Source organism: Pseudomonas sp. 2FG (assembly GCF_005502935.1).
In the GTDB taxonomy this organism is placed as follows: Bacteria; Pseudomonadota; Gammaproteobacteria; order Pseudomonadales; family Pseudomonadaceae; genus Aquipseudomonas.
The window spans coordinates 114,564-132,149 of sequence record NZ_SCMP01000006.1 but is presented as its reverse complement, the minus strand read 5'-3'; the positions used below and the strand labels follow the sequence as shown (position 1 = coordinate 132,149).

At 64.4% G+C, this 17,586-nt stretch carries 13 protein-coding genes; 11 read left to right on the top strand and 2 right to left on the bottom strand.

All coding sequences use genetic code 11. The annotated features are described in order from the left end of the window. Positions 1–13 precede the first annotated feature (13 nt). Both FFS13_RS08355 and FFS13_RS08350 read left to right on the top strand, forming a co-directional pair. Positions 14–556 (top strand): hypothetical protein, encoded by a 543-nt coding sequence (locus tag FFS13_RS08355; RefSeq protein WP_256657852.1) that lies wholly within the window; start codon positions 14–16, stop codon positions 554–556. 169 nt (positions 557–725) lie between these two features. Further along, positions 726–1,865, top strand: a complete 1,140-nt coding sequence (locus FFS13_RS08350; RefSeq protein ID WP_256657851.1) for an IS4 family transposase — start codon at positions 726–728, stop codon at positions 1,863–1,865. Positions 1,866–2,000: 135 nt separating this feature from the next. Here FFS13_RS08350 and aceF read toward each other — a convergent pair whose 3' ends face one another. Together aceF and aceE are read right to left on the bottom strand one after the other, a co-directional pair. Further along, positions 2,001–3,614: a dihydrolipoyllysine-residue acetyltransferase gene (gene aceF, locus FFS13_RS08345; RefSeq protein WP_137818638.1), complete on the bottom strand. Its 1,614-nt coding sequence runs from the start codon at positions 3,612–3,614 to the stop codon at positions 2,001–2,003. 11 nt (positions 3,615–3,625) lie between these two features. Then, positions 3,626–6,274, bottom strand: a complete 2,649-nt coding sequence (gene aceE, locus FFS13_RS08340) for a pyruvate dehydrogenase (acetyl-transferring), homodimeric type (RefSeq protein ID WP_137818637.1) — start codon at positions 6,272–6,274, stop codon at positions 3,626–3,628. A gap of 256 nt (positions 6,275–6,530) precedes the next feature. Between aceE and glnE the strand changes: the two genes are divergently transcribed. The 9 genes from glnE (at position 6,531) to FFS13_RS08295 (ending at position 17,578) form a co-directional block, all read left to right on the top strand. Further along, positions 6,531–9,476: a bifunctional [glutamate--ammonia ligase]-adenylyl-L-tyrosine phosphorylase/[glutamate--ammonia-ligase] adenylyltransferase gene (gene glnE / locus FFS13_RS08335; RefSeq protein WP_137818636.1), complete on the top strand. Its 2,946-nt coding sequence runs from the start codon at positions 6,531–6,533 to the stop codon at positions 9,474–9,476. Positions 9,477–9,590: 114 nt separating this feature from the next. Continuing rightward, entirely contained in the window at positions 9,591–10,514 is a 924-nt protein-coding gene (locus tag FFS13_RS08330) for a branched-chain amino acid transaminase (RefSeq protein ID WP_137818635.1), read from the top strand. 60 nt (positions 10,515–10,574) lie between these two features. Continuing rightward, the gene (waaF, locus tag FFS13_RS08325) at positions 10,575–11,612 is read left to right on the top strand and encodes a lipopolysaccharide heptosyltransferase II (protein ID WP_137818634.1); all 1,038 of its coding nucleotides are present in this window, start codon (positions 10,575–10,577) and stop codon (positions 11,610–11,612) included. After that, entirely contained in the window at positions 11,609–12,670 is a 1,062-nt protein-coding gene (gene waaC / locus FFS13_RS08320) for a lipopolysaccharide heptosyltransferase I (protein ID WP_137818633.1), read from the top strand. Before waaF ends, waaC begins: the two co-directional genes overlap by 4 nt. Beyond that, positions 12,670–13,794 carry a glycosyltransferase family 4 protein gene (locus FFS13_RS08315; protein WP_137818632.1) on the top strand — a complete coding sequence of 375 codons (1,125 nt, stop codon included), beginning with the start codon at positions 12,670–12,672 and terminating at the stop codon, positions 13,792–13,794. The genes waaC and FFS13_RS08315 overlap by 1 nt, the downstream gene beginning before the upstream one ends. Beyond that, positions 13,791–14,654, top strand: a complete 864-nt coding sequence (rfaP, locus tag FFS13_RS08310; RefSeq protein ID WP_137818631.1) for a lipopolysaccharide core heptose(I) kinase RfaP — start codon at positions 13,791–13,793, stop codon at positions 14,652–14,654. The genes FFS13_RS08315 and rfaP overlap by 4 nt, the downstream gene beginning before the upstream one ends. Then, positions 14,647–15,384 (top strand): lipopolysaccharide kinase InaA family protein, encoded by a 738-nt coding sequence (locus FFS13_RS08305; RefSeq protein WP_137818630.1) that lies wholly within the window; start codon positions 14,647–14,649, stop codon positions 15,382–15,384. Before rfaP ends, FFS13_RS08305 begins: the two co-directional genes overlap by 8 nt. After that, positions 15,381–16,127, top strand: coding sequence for a lipopolysaccharide kinase InaA family protein (locus FFS13_RS08300; RefSeq protein WP_137818629.1), 747 nt, complete (start codon positions 15,381–15,383; stop codon positions 16,125–16,127). Before FFS13_RS08305 ends, FFS13_RS08300 begins: the two co-directional genes overlap by 4 nt. Then, positions 16,124–17,578 carry a lipopolysaccharide kinase InaA family protein gene (locus tag FFS13_RS08295; RefSeq protein ID WP_137818628.1) on the top strand — a complete coding sequence of 485 codons (1,455 nt, stop codon included), beginning with the start codon at positions 16,124–16,126 and terminating at the stop codon, positions 17,576–17,578. The genes FFS13_RS08300 and FFS13_RS08295 overlap by 4 nt, the downstream gene beginning before the upstream one ends. The last annotated feature ends 8 nt before the right edge of the window (positions 17,579–17,586 follow it).

Below are 17,586 nucleotides of genomic sequence, written 5' to 3'. Positions count from 1 at the left end.
GCAGGGGTGCATCATGCGATCGAGACTGACAAGGCGGCTGGGGACTTTGGCGTTATTCACTACCTGGCTGGTCACTGCAGTGCTGGCCACGCCGGCGCTGCACGCGGCCGAGTCGGCGGCACTCAACGGTGCGGAGCCGGCGCGTTATTTGAGCGAGCTGAAGCGCCTCTACCTGACTAAGGACGAGCGCCAGGCCTTGCTGGCCCACAGCAATGAGTTGCTACGCAGCTATGCCGTGCGCGCCGCCTATCAGGTCGGTCAGCGTGAGCGGCATGATCGGGTCTACCAACTGAGCGTCAGTGGCCCGGGCGAATTGTTGGTCCATGAACAAACTCGCGCGGCGCAGGACATGACCCTGGCGGTGCGCAATCAGCGCTTATCGGTGTTCGGCCTCGATCCCTATATCCGTTACGACTGCCCGTTGACCGAGCAGGTCTGCGTGTTCAAGAGCCCGGTCGATGGCAGCCCGTGGCTGAGCATCAGGCGTGACCATGACGGCGCCGCGGAACTGGCCAAGGCGCTGTCCTTTCTGCTGCGTAATTTGCAGAAAGGCTAGCTGCGCGCTGCTGTTGACTGGGTCCCCGCCTTCGCGCACTACTGTCCGGAATAAATTGGCAGGAAATCGATGAAAGGGTTGCGGGTACTGTTTTTACGGGGTAATCCCCTGAGCGCCAACTCAAAAACAGACCCGCAACATGTTCAGCATAAGTCGATTACAGATGCTCATGAAAGGCCTGCCCCGTGGTGCGTTTGATCGCCAGGTGGATAAGGCGCACGCCAACAAGCACAGCAAGGGCTTTGGTTGCTGGGATCAGCTGCTGGCCATGCTGTTCGCGCAGCTCAGTGGCAGTTCGAGCCTGCGCACGCTGGAGGCCGGTTTCAATAGCCAGCAGCGGCACCATTACCACCTGGGCACGCGGGCGATTCGTCGTTCCACGCTCGCCGATGCCAATGCCAAGCGCTCGGTGGAACCCTTCCAGGAAACCGCCAAATGGCTGATGGGACAGGCCAGCCGCCAGCTGCGCCGTGACGGCCAGGCGTTGCTTTACCTGCTGGACTCGACGTCCCTGACTCTTAAGGGGCGGGGCTTTGATAGCTGGACCTCGGCCACTCGCACCCGCAATACCCAGGGGATGAAAGTGCATCTGCTGGTCTCGGCACACGAGCCGACGCCGGTCTGGCACTCGATGACGGCGGCCAACGTCAACGATATCGATGAGGCGCACCGGCTCGAGCCTGAGCCAGGTGCGCTGTATGTCTTCGACAAAGGCTATTGCGATTACAGTTGGTGGCATCAACTCGACCAGAAAGGCGCCCGGTTCGTCACGCGCTTCAAGCGCAATGCGGCGTTGCACATTCAGGAGCATCGAGTGATTGCCCCAGAAGAGGCTGAGCAGGTGCTGAGCGATTGCCTGGTCACCTTCAAGCACAAGCACCCGGGAGCCAAGCGTAAGAACCCTTATACCCAGCCACTGCGCTACCTCGAAATCGCCCGCCCCGAGCACTCAACGTCGTTGATTCTGGCGAGCAACGATCTGGACAGCCCGGCGCGCGTTATCGCCCAGCGCTACAAGGACCGCTGGCAGATCGAACTGTTTTTCAAATGGATCAAGCAGCATTTGGGGATCAAGCAGTTCTTAGGTCAAAGCGAAAACGCCGTGAAAATTCAAGTGCTGACGGCGCTGATTGCTTACCTGTTGTTGGCGCTTTACAAGAAACGCCATGGTTTGAGTGCCAGCTTATGGCAGGTGCTGGCGGAGCTTCGGGTCAGCTTGTTCAGCCGCCCGGAGACCGCCGCCTGGATGGCGCGAGAGCGACGATGTCGCATGAATGAATTTCATGCAAAACAGCCGGTGCTGTTTTGATGAAAATATTCCGGACAGTAGTGCGCCTTCGCGGGGATGACGGTGATAGTCCTGGCTGGCGCGAGGCAAAAAAAACCCCGCCAGAGGCGGGGCTGAGGTACGAGCGTGGCATGCTCGAAAGTAAAAACTTAAGCCTTACAGCAGTAGCGTGCGGATATCCCCCAGCACGTCGCCGAGACGCTTGGTGAAGCGCGCGGCGGCGGCGCCGTTGATGACTCTGTGGTCGTAGGACAGCGACAGCGGCAGCATCAGCTTGGGCTGGAACGCCTTGCCATCCCAGACCGGCTGGATGGTGGCTTTCGACACCCCGAGGATCGCCACTTCCGGCGCGTTGACGATCGGCGTGAAGCCGCTGCCGCCAATGTGACCGAGGCTGGAGATGGTGAAGCAGGCGCCTTGCATGGCGTCGGCGGAGAGCTTCTTGGTCCGGGCTTTTTCCGCCAGTTCGGCGGCCTCGGCAGCCAGTTGCAGCAGGCTCTTCTTGTCGACGTCCTTGATCACCGGCACCAGCAGGCCGTCCGGGGTGTCCACGGCAAAGCCGATGTTGACGTATTTCTTGCGGATGATGGCCTTGCCCGACGGCGCCAGCGAAGAGTTGAAGTCCGGCAGCTCCTTGAGCAGGTGCGCGCAAGCCTTGAGCAGCAGCGGCAACACGGTCAACTTCACGCCGGCTTTCTCGGCCACGGCTTTCTGCGCGACGCGGAAGGCTTCCAGCTCGGTGATGTCGGCCGAATCGAACTGGGTCACGTGCGGCACGTTGAGCCAACTGCGGTGCAGGTTGCTGGCGCCCACTTGCATCAGGCGGGTCATCGGCACTTCTTCGATTTCACCGAAGCGGCTGAAGTCGACCTCTGGGATCGGCGGAATGCCCGCGCCCCCTGTTGCGCCGGCCGGTGCCTCCTTGGCCTTCTGCATCATGGTTTTGACGTAGGCCTGCACGTCTTCTTTCAAGATGCGCTCGTGCGGGCCGGTGGCACTGACGGCCGCCAACTCGACGCCAAGCTCGCGGGCCAACTGACGCACGGCGGGGCCGGCATGAACTCGGCGACCCTCGCGACTCGGTGCGCCGACCGGCGCCGGCTCGGCTTTGGCGACCGGGGCTGCGGCAGCGGGCGCTGGCGCCTCGGCTTTGGCCGCTGCGGCGGATGCCGGCGCAGGGGCGGCTGGCGTTGCTGCGCCGGCTACCCGGAGTTTCAGGATCGGGTCGCCGGTGCCGACTTCGTCGTCCAGCTTGACGCTCAGGCTCTCCACCACGCCGGAAGCCGGCGAAGGGATTTCCATGCTGGCTTTGTCTGATTCCAGTACCAGCAGCGACTGATCCGCTTCGACCCGGTCGCCGACCTTGACCAGCAGTTCGATGATCTTGGCTTTGCCGGATGAGCCGATATCCGGGACCTGAATATCCTGCAGCGACTCGCTCGCGGCGGCAACCGGAGCAGCAGGCTCTGCGGCTTTGGCCGGGGCGGCAGCGGCTGCCGCCTCGGTTTTGGGCGCGGGAGCCGGCGCAGCGGCGGCACCTTCGACTTCCAGCTCCAGCAGTTCGTCGCCTTCCTTCAGGCGGTCGCCCAGCTTCACCTTCAGGCTCTTGATCACCCCGGCCTTGGGCGCGGGGATTTCCATGCTGGCTTTGTCCGACTCGAGGGTCAGCAGGCTCTGGTCGGCCTCGATACGATCACCGACCTTGACCATCAGCTCGATCACTTCACCCTCACCGCTGCCGATGTCGGGTACGCGAATTAGTTCACTCATCGTTCCGCTCCTCAGCAGTCCAGGGGGTTACGTTTTTCCGGGTCGATGCCGAACCGGGCGATGGCCTCGGCCACCACCTTGGGTTCGATGTCGCCACGGTCGGCCAGGGCTTCCAGGGCTGCGAGAACGACGAAGTTGCGGTCGACCTCGAAGAAGTGCCGGAGCTTCTGGCGGCTGTCGCTGCGGCCGAAACCGTCGGTGCCGAGCACCTTGTACTCTTTGCTCGGGACCCACTGACGGATCTGGTCGGCAAACAGCTTCATGTAGTCGGTAGAGGCGATGACCGGGCCTTGGCGGCCGGACAGACACTGCTCGACGTAGCTCTGCTCGGGCTTGTGCTCCGGGTGCAGGCGGTTGCGGCGCTCGACGGCCAGGCCGTCGCGGCGCAGTTCGTTGAAGCTGGTGACGCTCCAGACATCGGCGCCGACATTGAACTCTTCGCGCAGGATCTTCGCCGCTTCGCGCACTTCCCGCAGGATGGTGCCCGAGCCCAGCAGCTGGACGTGGTGCGCGGCTTCCTTCTTGTCTTCCTCGAGCAGGTACATGCCCTTGATGATGCCTTCCTCGACACCGGCCGGCATGGCGGGCTGGACATAGGCCTCGTTCATCACGGTGATGTAGTAGAAGACGTTCTGCTGCTCCTCGATCATCTGCCGCGTGCCTTCGCGGATGATCACCGCCAGCTCGTAGCCGTAGGTCGGGTCGAAGGTGCGGCAGTTGGGGATGGTCGACGCCAGGATGTGGCTGTGACCGTCTTCGTGCTGCAAGCCTTCACCGTTCAGCGTGGTGCGGCCGGCGGTACCACCGATCAGGAAGCCGCGGGTGCGGCTGTCGCCGGCGGCCCAGGCCAGGTCGCCGATACGCTGGAAGCCGAACATCGAATAGAAGATGTAGAACGGCAGCATCGGCTGATTGTGGCTGCTGTACGAGGTGCCGGCGGCGATGAACGAGGACATGGCGCCCGCCTCGTTGATGCCTTCCTCGAGGATCTGCCCCTTCTTGTCCTCGCGGTAGAACATCACCTGGTCCTTGTCCACCGGCTCGTACAGCTGGCCGACCGAGGAGTAGATGCCGAGCTGGCGGAACATGCCTTCCATGCCGAAGGTGCGGGCTTCGTCCGGAATGATCGGGACGATGCGCTGACCCAGCTCCTTGTCCTTGACCAGCTGCGAGAGGATCCGCACGAAGGCCATGGTGGTGGAGATTTCGCGGTCGCCGGAGCCATCGAGAATGGCTTTCAGGGTGTCCAGCGGTGGCGTCGGGATGCTGAAGCTGTTGGCCCGGCGCTGCGGCACGAAACCGCCGAGGGCGCTGCGGCGCTCGGCCAGGTAACGGGCTTCGGCGCTGCCTTCCTCGGGTTTGAAGAACGGCAGCGTCTCCAGCTCATCGTCCTTGATCGGGATGTCGAAGCGGTCGCGGAACAGCTTCAGGCTCTCGACATCGACCTTCTTCACGTTGTGCGCAATGTTCTTCGCTTCACCGGCACCGGTGCCGTAACCCTTGATGGTCTTGGCCAGGATCACGGTCGGCTGACCCTTGTGATTGACCGCCTGGTGGTAGGCCGCATAGACCTTGTAGGGGTCGTGGCCGCCACGGTTGAGTTTCCAGATCTCGTCGTCGGAGAGGTCTTCGACCATCTTCAGCAGTTCCGGACGCGCGCCGAAGAAGTTCTCCCGCACATAGGCGCCGTCTTTGGCCTTGTAGTTCTGGTACTCGCCGTCCACCACCTCGTCCATCCGCGCCTGCAGCAGGCCGGCCTCGTCCTTGGCGAACAGCGGGTCCCAGAACCGGCCCCAGACCACCTTGTTGACGTTCCAGCCGGCGCCGCGGAACACGCCTTCCAGTTCCTGAATGATCTTGCCGTTGCCGCGCACCGGGCCGTCCAGGCGCTGCAGGTTGCAGTTGACCACGAAGATCAGGTTGTCGAGGTTCTCGCGGCCGGCCAGGGCGATCGCGCCGAGGGATTCCGGCTCGTCGGTCTCGCCGTCGCCGAGGAAGCACCAGACCTTCTGTTTGCCTTCCGGGATGTAGCCGCGGTGTTCCAGGTACTTCATGAAGCGCGCCTGGTAGATCGCCTGGATCGGGCCCAGGCCCATGGACACGGTGGGGAACTGCCAGAAGTCCGGCATCAGCCAGGGGTGCGGGTAGGACGACAGGCCCTGGCCATCGACTTCCTGACGGAAGTTGTTCAACTGCTCTTCGCTGATCCGCCCTTCCATAAAGGCGCGGGCGTAGATGCCGGGCGAGGCGTGGCCCTGGAAGTAGATCAGGTCGCCGCCATGCTCTTCGGTCGGCGCCTGGAAGAAGTAGTTGAAGCCGATGTCATATAGGGTCGCCGAGGACGCGAAGCTGGAGATGTGGCCGCCCAGGTCCGGGTCTTTCAGGTTGGTGCGCATGACCATGGCCAGTGCGTTCCAGCGCACCAACGAGCGAATGCGGCGTTCCATGAACAGGTCGCCAGGCATGCGTGCTTCGTGGGTGACGGGGATGGTGTTGCGATAGGGCGTGGTGATCGCATAGGGCAACTGTGCACCGCTGCGGGTGGCCAGTTCGCCCATGCGGGTCATCAAATAATGCGCGCGGTCTTCACCTTCACGGTCGAGGACGGATTCAAGCGCGTCCAGCCATTCCTGGGTTTCGACGGGATCGAGGTCTTGCATGGCTTGCTCCAGGGCGGAAAGGCTTCCAGAATCGGGAGCCTGGGTTCGCGGCCGGCCTTTTGGGCGGGCGACGTGAATTCTTGGATTTACCGGAGGTAGGACCGGCCTCGTGTAGTTTTACTACAAATAGACGGCCATTTCAGCCCTCTCGACACATTCTTTAGTAGTAAAACTACAGAGCCTTCAGCGTTAACACCAAAAAACTGCGACAGTTGGCAGGTCAATCGCCAGCAGTACGCCGATCACAGGATAGATCATGAGCCTGCCCTCGCTCGCCGCTTTGCCGGTCTCGCTTGAGTCTTTTGTCAGTCGTGCGCAGCAGTCGTTGCGCGCCGCGGTCGCTGCCTTATCCCCGCCAGCGCCGCAGCGCCTGGCCGCTTGGCCGGCGGCGCGGCTGGCGGCGTTCGAGCGGGTGACGGCGGCCAGCGACTTTGTCATCGAGCAAGCGGCGCGTGATCCAGAGATGTTGCTGGCGCTGGCTGACAGCGGCGAACTGGAGCGCGCGCTGCCGGTCGGCGAATTGCGTGCCCAGTTGCGCGCGGCGTTGGCCGAGTGCGCCGATGAGAATGAGTTGGGGCGGCGCCTGCGGCGTCAGCGCAATCGCCAGCAGCTGCGGATCATCTGGCGCGATATCACCCGTCAGGCCGATCTGGCGGAGACCTGTCGCGATCTCTCCGAGTTGGCCGACGCCTGTATCGACCTGGCGTACGAATGGCTGTACCCGCGGCATTGCGCGCAGTTCGGCACGCCGGTCGGTCGGCGTTCCGGGCAGGTGCAGCCGATGGTCGTGCTCGGCATGGGCAAGCTCGGCGCGGTCGAGCTGAACCTGTCTTCGGATATCGACCTGATCTTCGCCTACCCGGAGGGGGGCGAGACCGAAGGGGTGAAGCGCTCGCTGGATAACCAGGAGTTCTTCATTCGCCTCGGCCAGCGGCTGATCAAGGCGCTGGATGCGATCACCGTCGACGGCTTCGTCTTTCGCGTCGACATGCGGCTGCGCCCCTATGGCTCGGCCGGTGCGCTGGTGCTCAGCTTCAATGCGCTGGAGCAGTACTACCAGGATCAGGGCCGCGACTGGGAGCGCTACGCCATGATCAAGGCGCGGGTGGTCGCTGGCGATCAGGTCGCCGGCGCGCAACTGCTGGAGATGTTGCGGCCGTTCGTCTATCGGCGCTACCTGGACTTTTCCGCCATCGAAGCGCTGCGCGCGATGAAGCTGCTGATCCAGCAGGAAGTTCGCCGTAAAGGCATGGCCGAGAACATCAAGCTCGGCTCTGGCGGCATCCGCGAAGTCGAGTTTATCGCCCAGGCCTTCCAGCTGATCCACGGCGGTCGCGACCTCAGCCTGCAACAGCGACCGTTGCTGAACGTGCTCAAGACCCTCGAAGGCCAGGGCTACCTGCCGCCGGCGGTGGTCGAGGAGCTACGCGCCGGCTATGAGTTTCTGCGCTACACCGAGCACGCCCTGCAGGCGATTGCCGACCGGCAGACGCAGATGCTCCCGGACAGCCTCGAAGACCGTGCGCGGGTCGCCTTCATCATGGGTTTCGACGGCTGGACGGCCTTCCGCGAGCGGTTGATGTACTGGCGTGGGCGGGTCGACTGGCACTTCCGTCAGGTCATCGCCGATCCCGACGAGGAGGAGGGGGTTGAGGCGGCGGTCTGCGTCGGCGGCGAGTGGCTGCCGCTGTGGGAGGATGCCCTGGATGAAGAGGCCGCCTGCCGGCAACTGCGCGAAGCCGGCTTTGCCGAGGCGCAGTCGGCCTGGCAACGCTTGGCCGGGCTGCGTGCCAGCAATCAGGTGCGGGCCATGCAGCGTCTCGGTCGCGAGCGGCTGGATGCCTTTATTCCGCGGCTGTTGGCACAGGCGGTGGAGCGCGAGAATCCGGATCTGGTGCTGGAGCGGGTGTTGCCGCTGATCGAGGCGGTCGCGCGGCGTTCGGCCTATCTGGTGTTGCTGACGGAAAACCCCAGCGCCTTGCAGCGCCTGCTGACACTGTGCGCGGCGAGCCCCTGGATCGCCGAGCAGATCACCCGTTTCCCGCTGTTGCTCGATGAGTTGCTCAACGAGGGGCGCCTGTTCAAGCCGCCCTTGGCGCCGGAGCTGGCCGCCGAGCTGCGCGAGCGGCTGACGCGCATCCCCGAGGATGACCTGGAGCAGCAGATGGAGGCGCTGCGGCATTTCAAACTGGCCCATCGCCTGCGGGTGGCCGCTTCGGAGATCGCCGGCACCTTGCCGTTGATGAAGGTCAGCGACTACCTGACCTGGCTGGCCGAGGCGATCCTCGAACAAGTGCTGGCGCTGGCCTGGCGCCAGACCGTGGCGAAAAGCGGCACCCCGCGGCGCGCCGATGGCAGCTTGTGCGATCCGGACTTCATCATCGTCGGCTACGGCAAGGTCGGAGGTCTCGAGCTCGGCCATGGCTCGGACCTGGATCTGGTGTTTGTACACGATGGCGATCCGCAGGCGGAAACCGATGGTGCCAAACCCATCGACGGCGCGCAGTTCTTCAACCGCCTGGGGCAACGCATCATCCATCTGCTGACCGCCCAGACCACCTCCGGCCAGCTCTACGAGGTCGATATGCGCCTGCGGCCGTCGGGCGCCTCCGGGCTGCTGGTCAGCTCCCTCGGCGCCTTCCAGCGCTACCAGGAAAACGAGGCCTGGACCTGGGAGCACCAGGCGCTGGTGCGCGCGCGCGTGCTGGTGGGCTGTCCGCGGGTCGCCGCGGCGTTCGAGCAGGTGCGCGCGCAGGTGCTCGGGCGGGCCCGCGATCTGGCCAGGCTGCGGCTGGAAGTCAGCGAGATGCGCGCGAAGATGCGCGACAACCTCGGCTCCAAGGAAACCGCCGCCGGCACCGCCGCCAATGCCTTCGAGGCCGCGGCGCCGTTCGATCTGAAGCAGGACGCCGGTGGTATCGTCGATATCGAATTTATGGTGCAATACGCGGCCTTGGCCTGGTCGCACCAGTATCCGGCGCTGCTGCAGTACACCGATAACATCCGCATTTTAGAAGGGTTGGAGCATGCCGGGCTGATCCCGAGCACAGATGCCACCCTGCTGCGGGAGGTCTACAAGGCCTATCGCGCAGCGGCCCATCGCCTGGCCCTGCAGAAACAGGCGGGCATCGTCAGTGGCGAGCAGTTTCACCTCGAACGCCGTGAAGTGATGCGGATCTGGCGCGAGTTAGGGCTGAGTTGATGATTCCGGCGAGCCGCGAGGCGGCTCGCTCAAAGTGCCCAAGAGCCGTCACGCGCCTTAGCGTTAATAAAAGGGGCGAGCCTTGGTTGTAGAGAATTCTTGAGGAGCGAAATTATGTCGATGGCCGATCGTGATGGCGTGATTTGGTATGACGGCGAACTGGTGCAGTGGCGTGATGCTACCACCCATGTGCTGACTCACACCCTGCATTACGGCATGGGCGTGTTTGAGGGTGTGCGGGCCTACAACACCCCGCAAGGCACGGCGATTTTCCGCCTGCAGGCCCACACCGACCGGCTGTTCGACTCGGCCCATATCATGGGCATGAAGATTCCGTTCTCGAAAGAAGAAGTCAACGAGGCGACCCGCGCCGCGGTACGCGAGAACAACCTGGAAAGCGCCTACATCCGCCCGATGGTGTTCTACGGCTCTGAAGCCATGGGCCTGCGCGCCACCGGCTTGAAGGTGCACCTGATAGTCGCGGCCTGGAACTGGGGCGCGTACATGGGCGATGAAGCCCTGCAGGTCGGCATCAAGGTGCGCACCAGCTCCTTCACCCGCCACCACGTGAACATCTCGATGACCCGCGCCAAGGCCAACGGCAACTACATCAACTCGATGCTGGCCCTGCAGGAAGCCATCTCCGGCGGTGCCGACGAGGCCATGCTGCTGGATACCGAAGGCTACGTGGCCGAGGGTTCGGGCGAGAACATCTTCCTGGTCAAGAATGGCGTGGTCTACACCCCGGAAGTGACCTCCTGCCTCAATGGCATCACCCGGAACACGGTGCTGCAACTGGCTGAGGAACTGGGCATCCAGGTGGTCGAGAAGCGCATCACCCGCGACGAGGTGTACATCGCCGACGAGGCTTTCTTCACCGGCACCGCCGCCGAAGTCACGCCGATTCGCGAAGTCGATGGCCGGCAGATTGGTATCGGCCGCCGTGGTCCGGTCACCGAGAAGCTGCAGAAGGCCTACTTCGATCTGGTCACCGGCAAGACCGCGGCGCATGCCGAATGGCGCACCCTGGTTAAATAAGCATCGGATAAGGCTGTGACGGGGAGGCTCTAGGCCTCCCTGGTCGTTTCTGGAAAGAGCATGAAAATACTGATCGTAGGGCCGAGCTGGGTTGGCGACATGGTAATGGCGCAGACGCTGTTCCAGTGCCTGAAACAACGCCATCCCGAGTGCCTGATCGACGTGCTGGCGCCCGAATGGAGCCGGCCGATCCTCGAGCGCATGCCCGAGGTGCGGCAGGCGCTGAGCTTCCCGCTCGGCCATGGCGTGCTGGATATCGCTACCCGGCGCAGGGTCGGCAAGTCGCTGGCCGGCCAGTACGACCAGGCGATTCTCCTGCCCAACTCGCTGAAGTCGGCGCTGGTGCCCTGGTTCGCGGGGATTCCCAAGCGTACCGGCTGGCGCGGCGAGCTGCGCTTTGGCCTGCTCAACGATATCCGCACGCTCGACAAGGACCGCTACCCGCTGATGATCGAGCGCTTTATGGCGCTGGCCTATGAGCCCGGCGCCGCACTGCCTGCGCCCTATCCGCGGCCGAGCCTGCGGATCGACCCGGCCAGTCGTGAGGCCGCCTTGGCCAAGTTCGGCCTGAGCCTGGATCGTCCGGTGCTGGCGCTCTGTCCCGGCGCCGAGTTCGGCGAGGCCAAGCGTTGGCCCAGCGAGCATTACGCCAAGGTCGCCGAGCTGAAGATCCGTGCCGGCTGGCAGGTCTGGCTGTTCGGCTCGAAGAACGATCACGCGGTCGGGGAAGAGATTCGCTCGCGGCTGATCCCCGGCCTGCGTGAAGAAGCGCGCAACCTCTCCGGCGAAACCGCGCTGGCCGAGGCGATCGACCTGCTGTCCACGGCTTCCGCTGTGGTTTCCAATGACTCCGGCTTGATGCACGTCGCCGCCGCGCTGAACCGCCCGCTGGTGGCGGTCTACGGCTCGACCTCGCCGCAGTTCACCCCGCCGCTGGCCGAACAGGTGGAAATCGTCCGCTTAGGGCTAGAGTGCAGCCCGTGCTTCGACCGCACCTGCCGCTTCGGCCACTACAACTGCCTGCGCGAACTCAAGCCGCGGCCGGTGATCGAGGCGCTGGATCGGCTGGCCGCGGACCCGATCGAGGTCACCGAATGAGGGTGTTGCTGGTCAAGACTTCCTCGCTGGGTGATGTGATCCATACCCTGCCGGCGCTGACCGATGCGGCGCGGGCGATTCCCGGTATCCAGTTCGATTGGGTGGTGGAGGAGGGCTTCGCCGAGATTCCGGCCTGGCATCCGGCGGTGGCGCAGGTGATTCCGGTGGCGATCCGCCGCTGGCGCAAGAATCTCTGGCAGACCCTGAAAAATGGCGACTGGCGGCGGTTCAAGCGGCGTCTGCGCGAGACCGATTACGACCTGGTGATCGATGCCCAGGGCCTGCTGAAAAGCGCCTGGCTGACCCGTTACGTCAAGGCGCCGGTGGCCGGGCTGGACCGCGCCTCGGCCCGCGAACCGCTGGCCAGTCGCTTGTATGATCGTGGCTACTCGGTGCCCTGGGGGCAGCATGCGGTCGAGCGCGTGCGGCAGTTGTTTGCCCAGGCGTTGGACTATCCGCTGCCCAGCTCGGTGGGTGATTACGGGCTCAAGCGCGCGCAACTGGCCGGTACGCCGGCCGGCGCGCCCTACCTGCTGTTCCTGCATGGCACCACCTGGGACACCAAGCATTGGCCGGAAGCCTACTGGCGCGAACTCGCCGAACGCATGGGTGCGCTGGGCTGGGCGGTACGCTTGCCCTGGGGCAATCCGGCCGAGAAGGCGCGCGCCGAACGGATTGCCGCCGGCTTGGAAAACGCCGCGGTACTGCCCAAATTAGCCTTGGCGGGCATGGCCAAGGTGTTGGCCGGCGCCCGCGCTTGCGTGGCGGTGGATACCGGTCTCGGGCACTTGGCCGCCGCCTTGGATGTGCCGACTCTGTCGCTGTTCGGCCCCACCAATCCGGGCCTGACCGGTGCCTATGGGCGCTCGCAAATTCATCTGGCCAGCGACTTCCCCTGCGCGCCCTGCCTGAAAAAGACCTGCGCCTACCAGCCGACGGCTGAAGATAAGCGCTGGCATGATCTTAAACGCGAGTGGCCCTTGTGCTTTACCCGCTTGAATCCGCAGCGTGTGGCGACCGAGCTGGAAGCGCTGTTGCTCGCCGAGGAAAGCGTCTGATGCAGTTGGCCTTTGTGCTCTACAAGTACTTCCCGTTCGGCGGCCTGCAGCGCGACTTCCTGCGCATCGCCCTGGAGTGCCAGCGGCGTGGGCACGCGATCCGCGTCTACACGCTGATCTGGGAGGGTGAGGTGCCCGAGGGTTTCGAGGTGCTGGTGGCACCAGTCAAGGCGCTGTTCAATCACCGCCGCAACGAGAAGCTGCTGGCCTGGGTCGAGGCCGATCTGGCCAAGCGCCCAGTCGATCGGCGGGTCGGTTTCAACAAGATGCCGGGGCTGGACGTGTACTACGCCGCCGATGGCTGCTTCGAGGACAAGGCGCAGAACCTGCGCAACTCCCTGTACCGCAAATGGGGCCGCTACAAGCACTTCTCCGACTATGAGCGCGCGGTGTTTGCGCCCGAGTCTGCAACCTCGGTGCTGATGATCTCCGAGGTGCAACAGCCGTTGTTCGTCAAGCATTACGCCACCCCGGCGCAGCGCTTTCACCTGTTGCCGCCGGGCATCGCGCCGGATCGCCGGGCGCCGGCGAATGCCGCCGAGATTCGCGCCGAGTTCCGCCGCGAGTTCAAGCTGGCGGATGATGACCTGCTGTTGGTGCAAATCGGTTCCGGCTTCAAGACCAAGGGCCTGGATCGCAGCCTGAAGGCGCTGGCGGCGTTGCCGCGTGAATTGAAGCGGCGCACCCGGCTGATCGTTATCGGCCAGGACGATCCCAAGCCCTTCCTGCTGCAGATCAAGACGCTGGGCCTGTCCGACCAGGTGCAGATCCTCAAGGGCCGCAGCGATATTCCGCGCTTCCTCCTCGGCGCCGATCTGCTGATTCACCCGGCTTACAACGAGAACACCGGCACGGTATTGCTGGAAGCCGTGGTCGCCGGTTTGCCGGTACTGGTCAGCGATGTCTGCGGCTATGCCCATTACATCGAGGAAGCCGACTGTGGCCGGGTCGTGCCGAGCCCGTTCGAACAGGAGCGACTCAACCGTCTGCTGAGCGAGATGCTCGGCGATGCGGCGCAGCGAGCGACTTGGGCGCGTAATGGTCTGGCATTCGCCGACACGGCCGACCTCTATAGCCTGCCGCAGCGCGCGGCAGATGTGATTCTGGCGGAGAAGCAGGCTTGAAACTCATTTTGGCTGAACCCTTCCAGCGCCTGTGGGCCGGTCGCGACGCCTTCGCCGAGGTGGAGCGCCTGGAGGGCCAGGTCTACCGCGAGCTGGAAGGTCGGCGAACCTTGCGTACCGAGGTCGAAGGGCGTGGCTACTTCGTCAAGATTCACCGTGGCATCGGCTGGGCGGAAATCTTCAAGAACCTGCTCACCGCCAAGCTGCCGGTACTCGGCGCGGGTCAGGAGTGGGCGGCGATCCAGCGTTTGCACCAGGTCGGCGTGCCGACCATGACCGCGGTGGCCTATGGTTCACGCGGCAGCAACCCGGCGACCCAGCATTCCTTTATCGTCACCGAGGAGCTGGCGCCCACCGTCAGCCTGGAAGACTTCAGCCTCGACTGGCCGCAGAACCCGCCCGCACCCGCGCTCAAGCACGCGCTGATCGCCGAGGTGGCACGGATGACCGGCGCTATGCACCGCGCCGGGGTCAATCACCGCGACTGCTATATCTGCCACTTCCTGCTGCACACAGACAAGCCGGTCGCGGCCGATGATTTCAGGCTGTCGCTGATCGACCTGCACCGCGCCCAGACCCGCAGAGTCACGCCGCGCCGTTGGCGCGACAAGGACCTGGCCGGGTTGTACTTCTCCGCCCTTAACCTCGGCCTGACCCGGCGCGATAAGCTGCGCTTCCTGCGCGCTTATTTTTATGAAGCAAAGGGTCATGCAGCAAAGGGTCAGGCAGCAGAAGGCCGCCAGCCACTGCGCCAGATTCTGCGCGACGAGGCGCAACTGCTGATCTGGCTGGAACGCAAGGCGGACAAACTACTGGCCCGCTATGCCCGCAAATATGCGCCGGGAGCAGGCCATGAGTGAGTGGCGGCTGACCGAGGGCGCGTCGCCAGCGCTGGCCGCCGCCTTTGCCGATCTCGATGCGGTATTCGCCTTGCCGGGCGAGCACATCACCCGCGACCCGCTGTCGGAGGTGGTGCGCGTCGAATGCGACGGGCGGCGCTATTACGTCAAGCGCTATCACGGCGCCGGCAAGGGCTTGCGCCGTTTTATCGGGCGCCCGCGGGTCAAGGCCGAGTGGCAGAACCTCAAGTATTTCGCCAAGTGGGGCATCCCCTCCGCGCCCGTCGTGGCCTATGGGCTGGAGCGCAAGGCCGGTGCCTTTGTCCGCGGCGCGCTGATCACCCGTGAGCTGGCCGGCACCGAAGACATGGCCCAGTTGGCGCTGCGTGACGATGCCTGCCTGCGGGATCGCGCCTGGGTGGACGGGGTCAGCCGGCAGTTGGCCCTGGCAACTCGCACCCTGCATGAGCAGCACTTCACCCATAACGATCTGAAGTGGCGCAACTTGCTGGTCAACGGCCAGGGCGAGCTGTTTCTGATCGACTGCCCGACCGGCAGCTTCTGGTGGGGGCCATTGCTGCGCTATCGGATCATCAAGGATCTGGCCTGCCTGGATAAGGTGGCCAAGTACAAGCTGTCGCGCAGCCAGCGCCTGCGCTTCTACCTGCAATACCGGGGGCGCCAACGCCTGGATGGTTGCGACAAGAACAGCATTCGACAGATCGTCAAATTCTTCGAGGGGCGTGAATGAAGGATTTTATCGCCAGCGAGGATAGTGCGCTCCTCGAGCAGCATGGGCTGGCCAGCTATGAGGCGTTGTGGGCGCTGACGCTTGCGGCGGTGGACGAACCGAATACCGAGCGCGGCGGCTGGAGCTGCGTGTATCGCCTGGAGCTGGGCGAGGCGGCCTATTACCTCAAGCGGCAGAGCAATTACCTGGGCCGCAGCCTAAGGCGCCCGTTCGGTGAGCCGACCTTCGCCCGCGAGTTCCGCAGCATCCAGCGTTATCGCCAGCTCGGCATCCCGGCGCTGCGGGCGGCGTTTTTTGCCCAGCGGCGGGTGGCCGGCGAGCAGCGTGCGCTGTTGCTGACCCGGGCCTTGGATGGCTGGCAGGACCTCGAGCACTGGCTGCAGGGCTGGACCGAGCGCAGTGAAGCGCAACGTATGGCCATCTTGCGGGCCTGTGGCGAGTTGGTCCGGCGTCTGCACGATGCGCGGCAGATGCACGGTTGCTTCTATCCCAAACATATTTTCCTACGTGAACGCGACGGTGAGTTTGCCGCGCAGCTGATCGATCTGGAAAAGACCCGCTCGCTGTGGTTCGGTGAACGTGATCGGATCAAGGATCTGGAGCCGCTGCTGCGGCGGGCGAGCAGTTGGAGTGAGGCCGAGGTCTGTGAGCTGCTCCTCGCTTACGTAGGCTCGGGCGGCGATGTGCAGCGCTGGTGGCAACGTCTTGGCGCGCGGCGGCACAACAAGGAGTCGCGTCGGTGAGGCTCGAGCAACTGCGCCGCGCCGGCCGCACGCCGAGCCTGCCGCTGGAACTCAAGGCGGCGGGGCAGCCGCTGCGCCTCGACAGCCTGCTGCGCGTGCTGCCGGGCCAGCGCTATGTCGGTCAGGCCGAGTGGCAAGGTCGGCCGGTGCTGGCCAAGTTGTTGGTCGGCGGCAAGGCCGCGCGGCATTTTGCCCGTGAGTCCGAGGGCGCGCGTTTGCTCGCGCAGCAGGGGCTGCACACACCGCAGTTGCTGGATCAAGGCTTTCGCGCCGGCGAGGGCGGTTGGCTGTTGTTCGACTACCTGACCGATGCGTGCGGTCTGGGCGATGAGTGGCGGCTGCTGGAGTCGCAACCATTGCTGAGCGATGCCCAGCAGGCGTTGCTGGGCGAAGCGCTAGCGGTGATTGCCCGGTTGCATGGCCAGGGGCTGTGGCAAGACGACCTGCACCTGGACAACCTGCTGCGGCACAAGGGGCAGCTGTATTTGATCGACGGCGGCGGCGTGCGCGCCGAAACACCGGGTCAGCCGCTGTCGCGCGACCGGGTGCTGGCCAACCTGGGCGTGTTCTTCGCCCAGTTGCCGGCCAGCCTGGATCTCCATATCGAAGAGCTGCTGGTGCATTACCTGCTGGTCAATGGCGAACACGCGCTGCCGCTGGAGGTCTTGCTCAAGGAGGTCGGCAACGTCCGGCGCTGGCGGTTGCGCGATTACCTGCGCAAGCTCGGGCGCGACTGCAGCCTGTTCAGTGTGCGGCGCGGTGCGTCTGCCCTGCGGGTAGTCCGGCGTCAGGACGAAAGCGCGCTGGCGCCGCTGCTGGCCGACCCCGATGCCGCCATCGCCGCCGCTCAGCCGCTCAAGCTGGGTGGCTCCTCCACCGTGGCGCGGGTCGAGGTGGACGGCCGCAGGCTGGTGCTCAAGCGCTATAACATCAAAGGCGTCGTGCACTGGCTGAAACGCTTCTGGCGGCCGAGCCGAGCCTGGCACAGTTGGTGCGAGGGCAATCGCCTGGACTTTCTCGGTATCGCCACACCCAAACCCCTGGCCGTGTTGGAGCTGCGCACATTCTGGCTGCGCCGGCGTGCCTATCTGGTTACCGAACACTCGGCCGGTGAGGATATAATCGCGCGCTTTAAGCCCTGTCTGGACAATCCGGACGAGGCTGGTTTGCCGCCAGAGGCCGAACTCAAGGCGCTGGATGAGTTATTCGCGGCTTTGTTGCGTGAGCGCATCAGTCATGGCGATCTCAAGGGGACCAACCTGCTGTGGCAGGCCGGTCGCTGGGCCTTGATCGATCTGGATGCCATGCAGCAACACCGCAGCGCCGACAGTTTTGCGCCGGCCTATGGCCGTGACCGTGCGCGCTTCTTGCGCAACTGGCCGGCGGATTCAAGGCTCTTCAAGCTGCTCGATCAACGTTTACCCAAGGCCGGCTTGAAGCCCGAGGCTTGAAGCTGCAA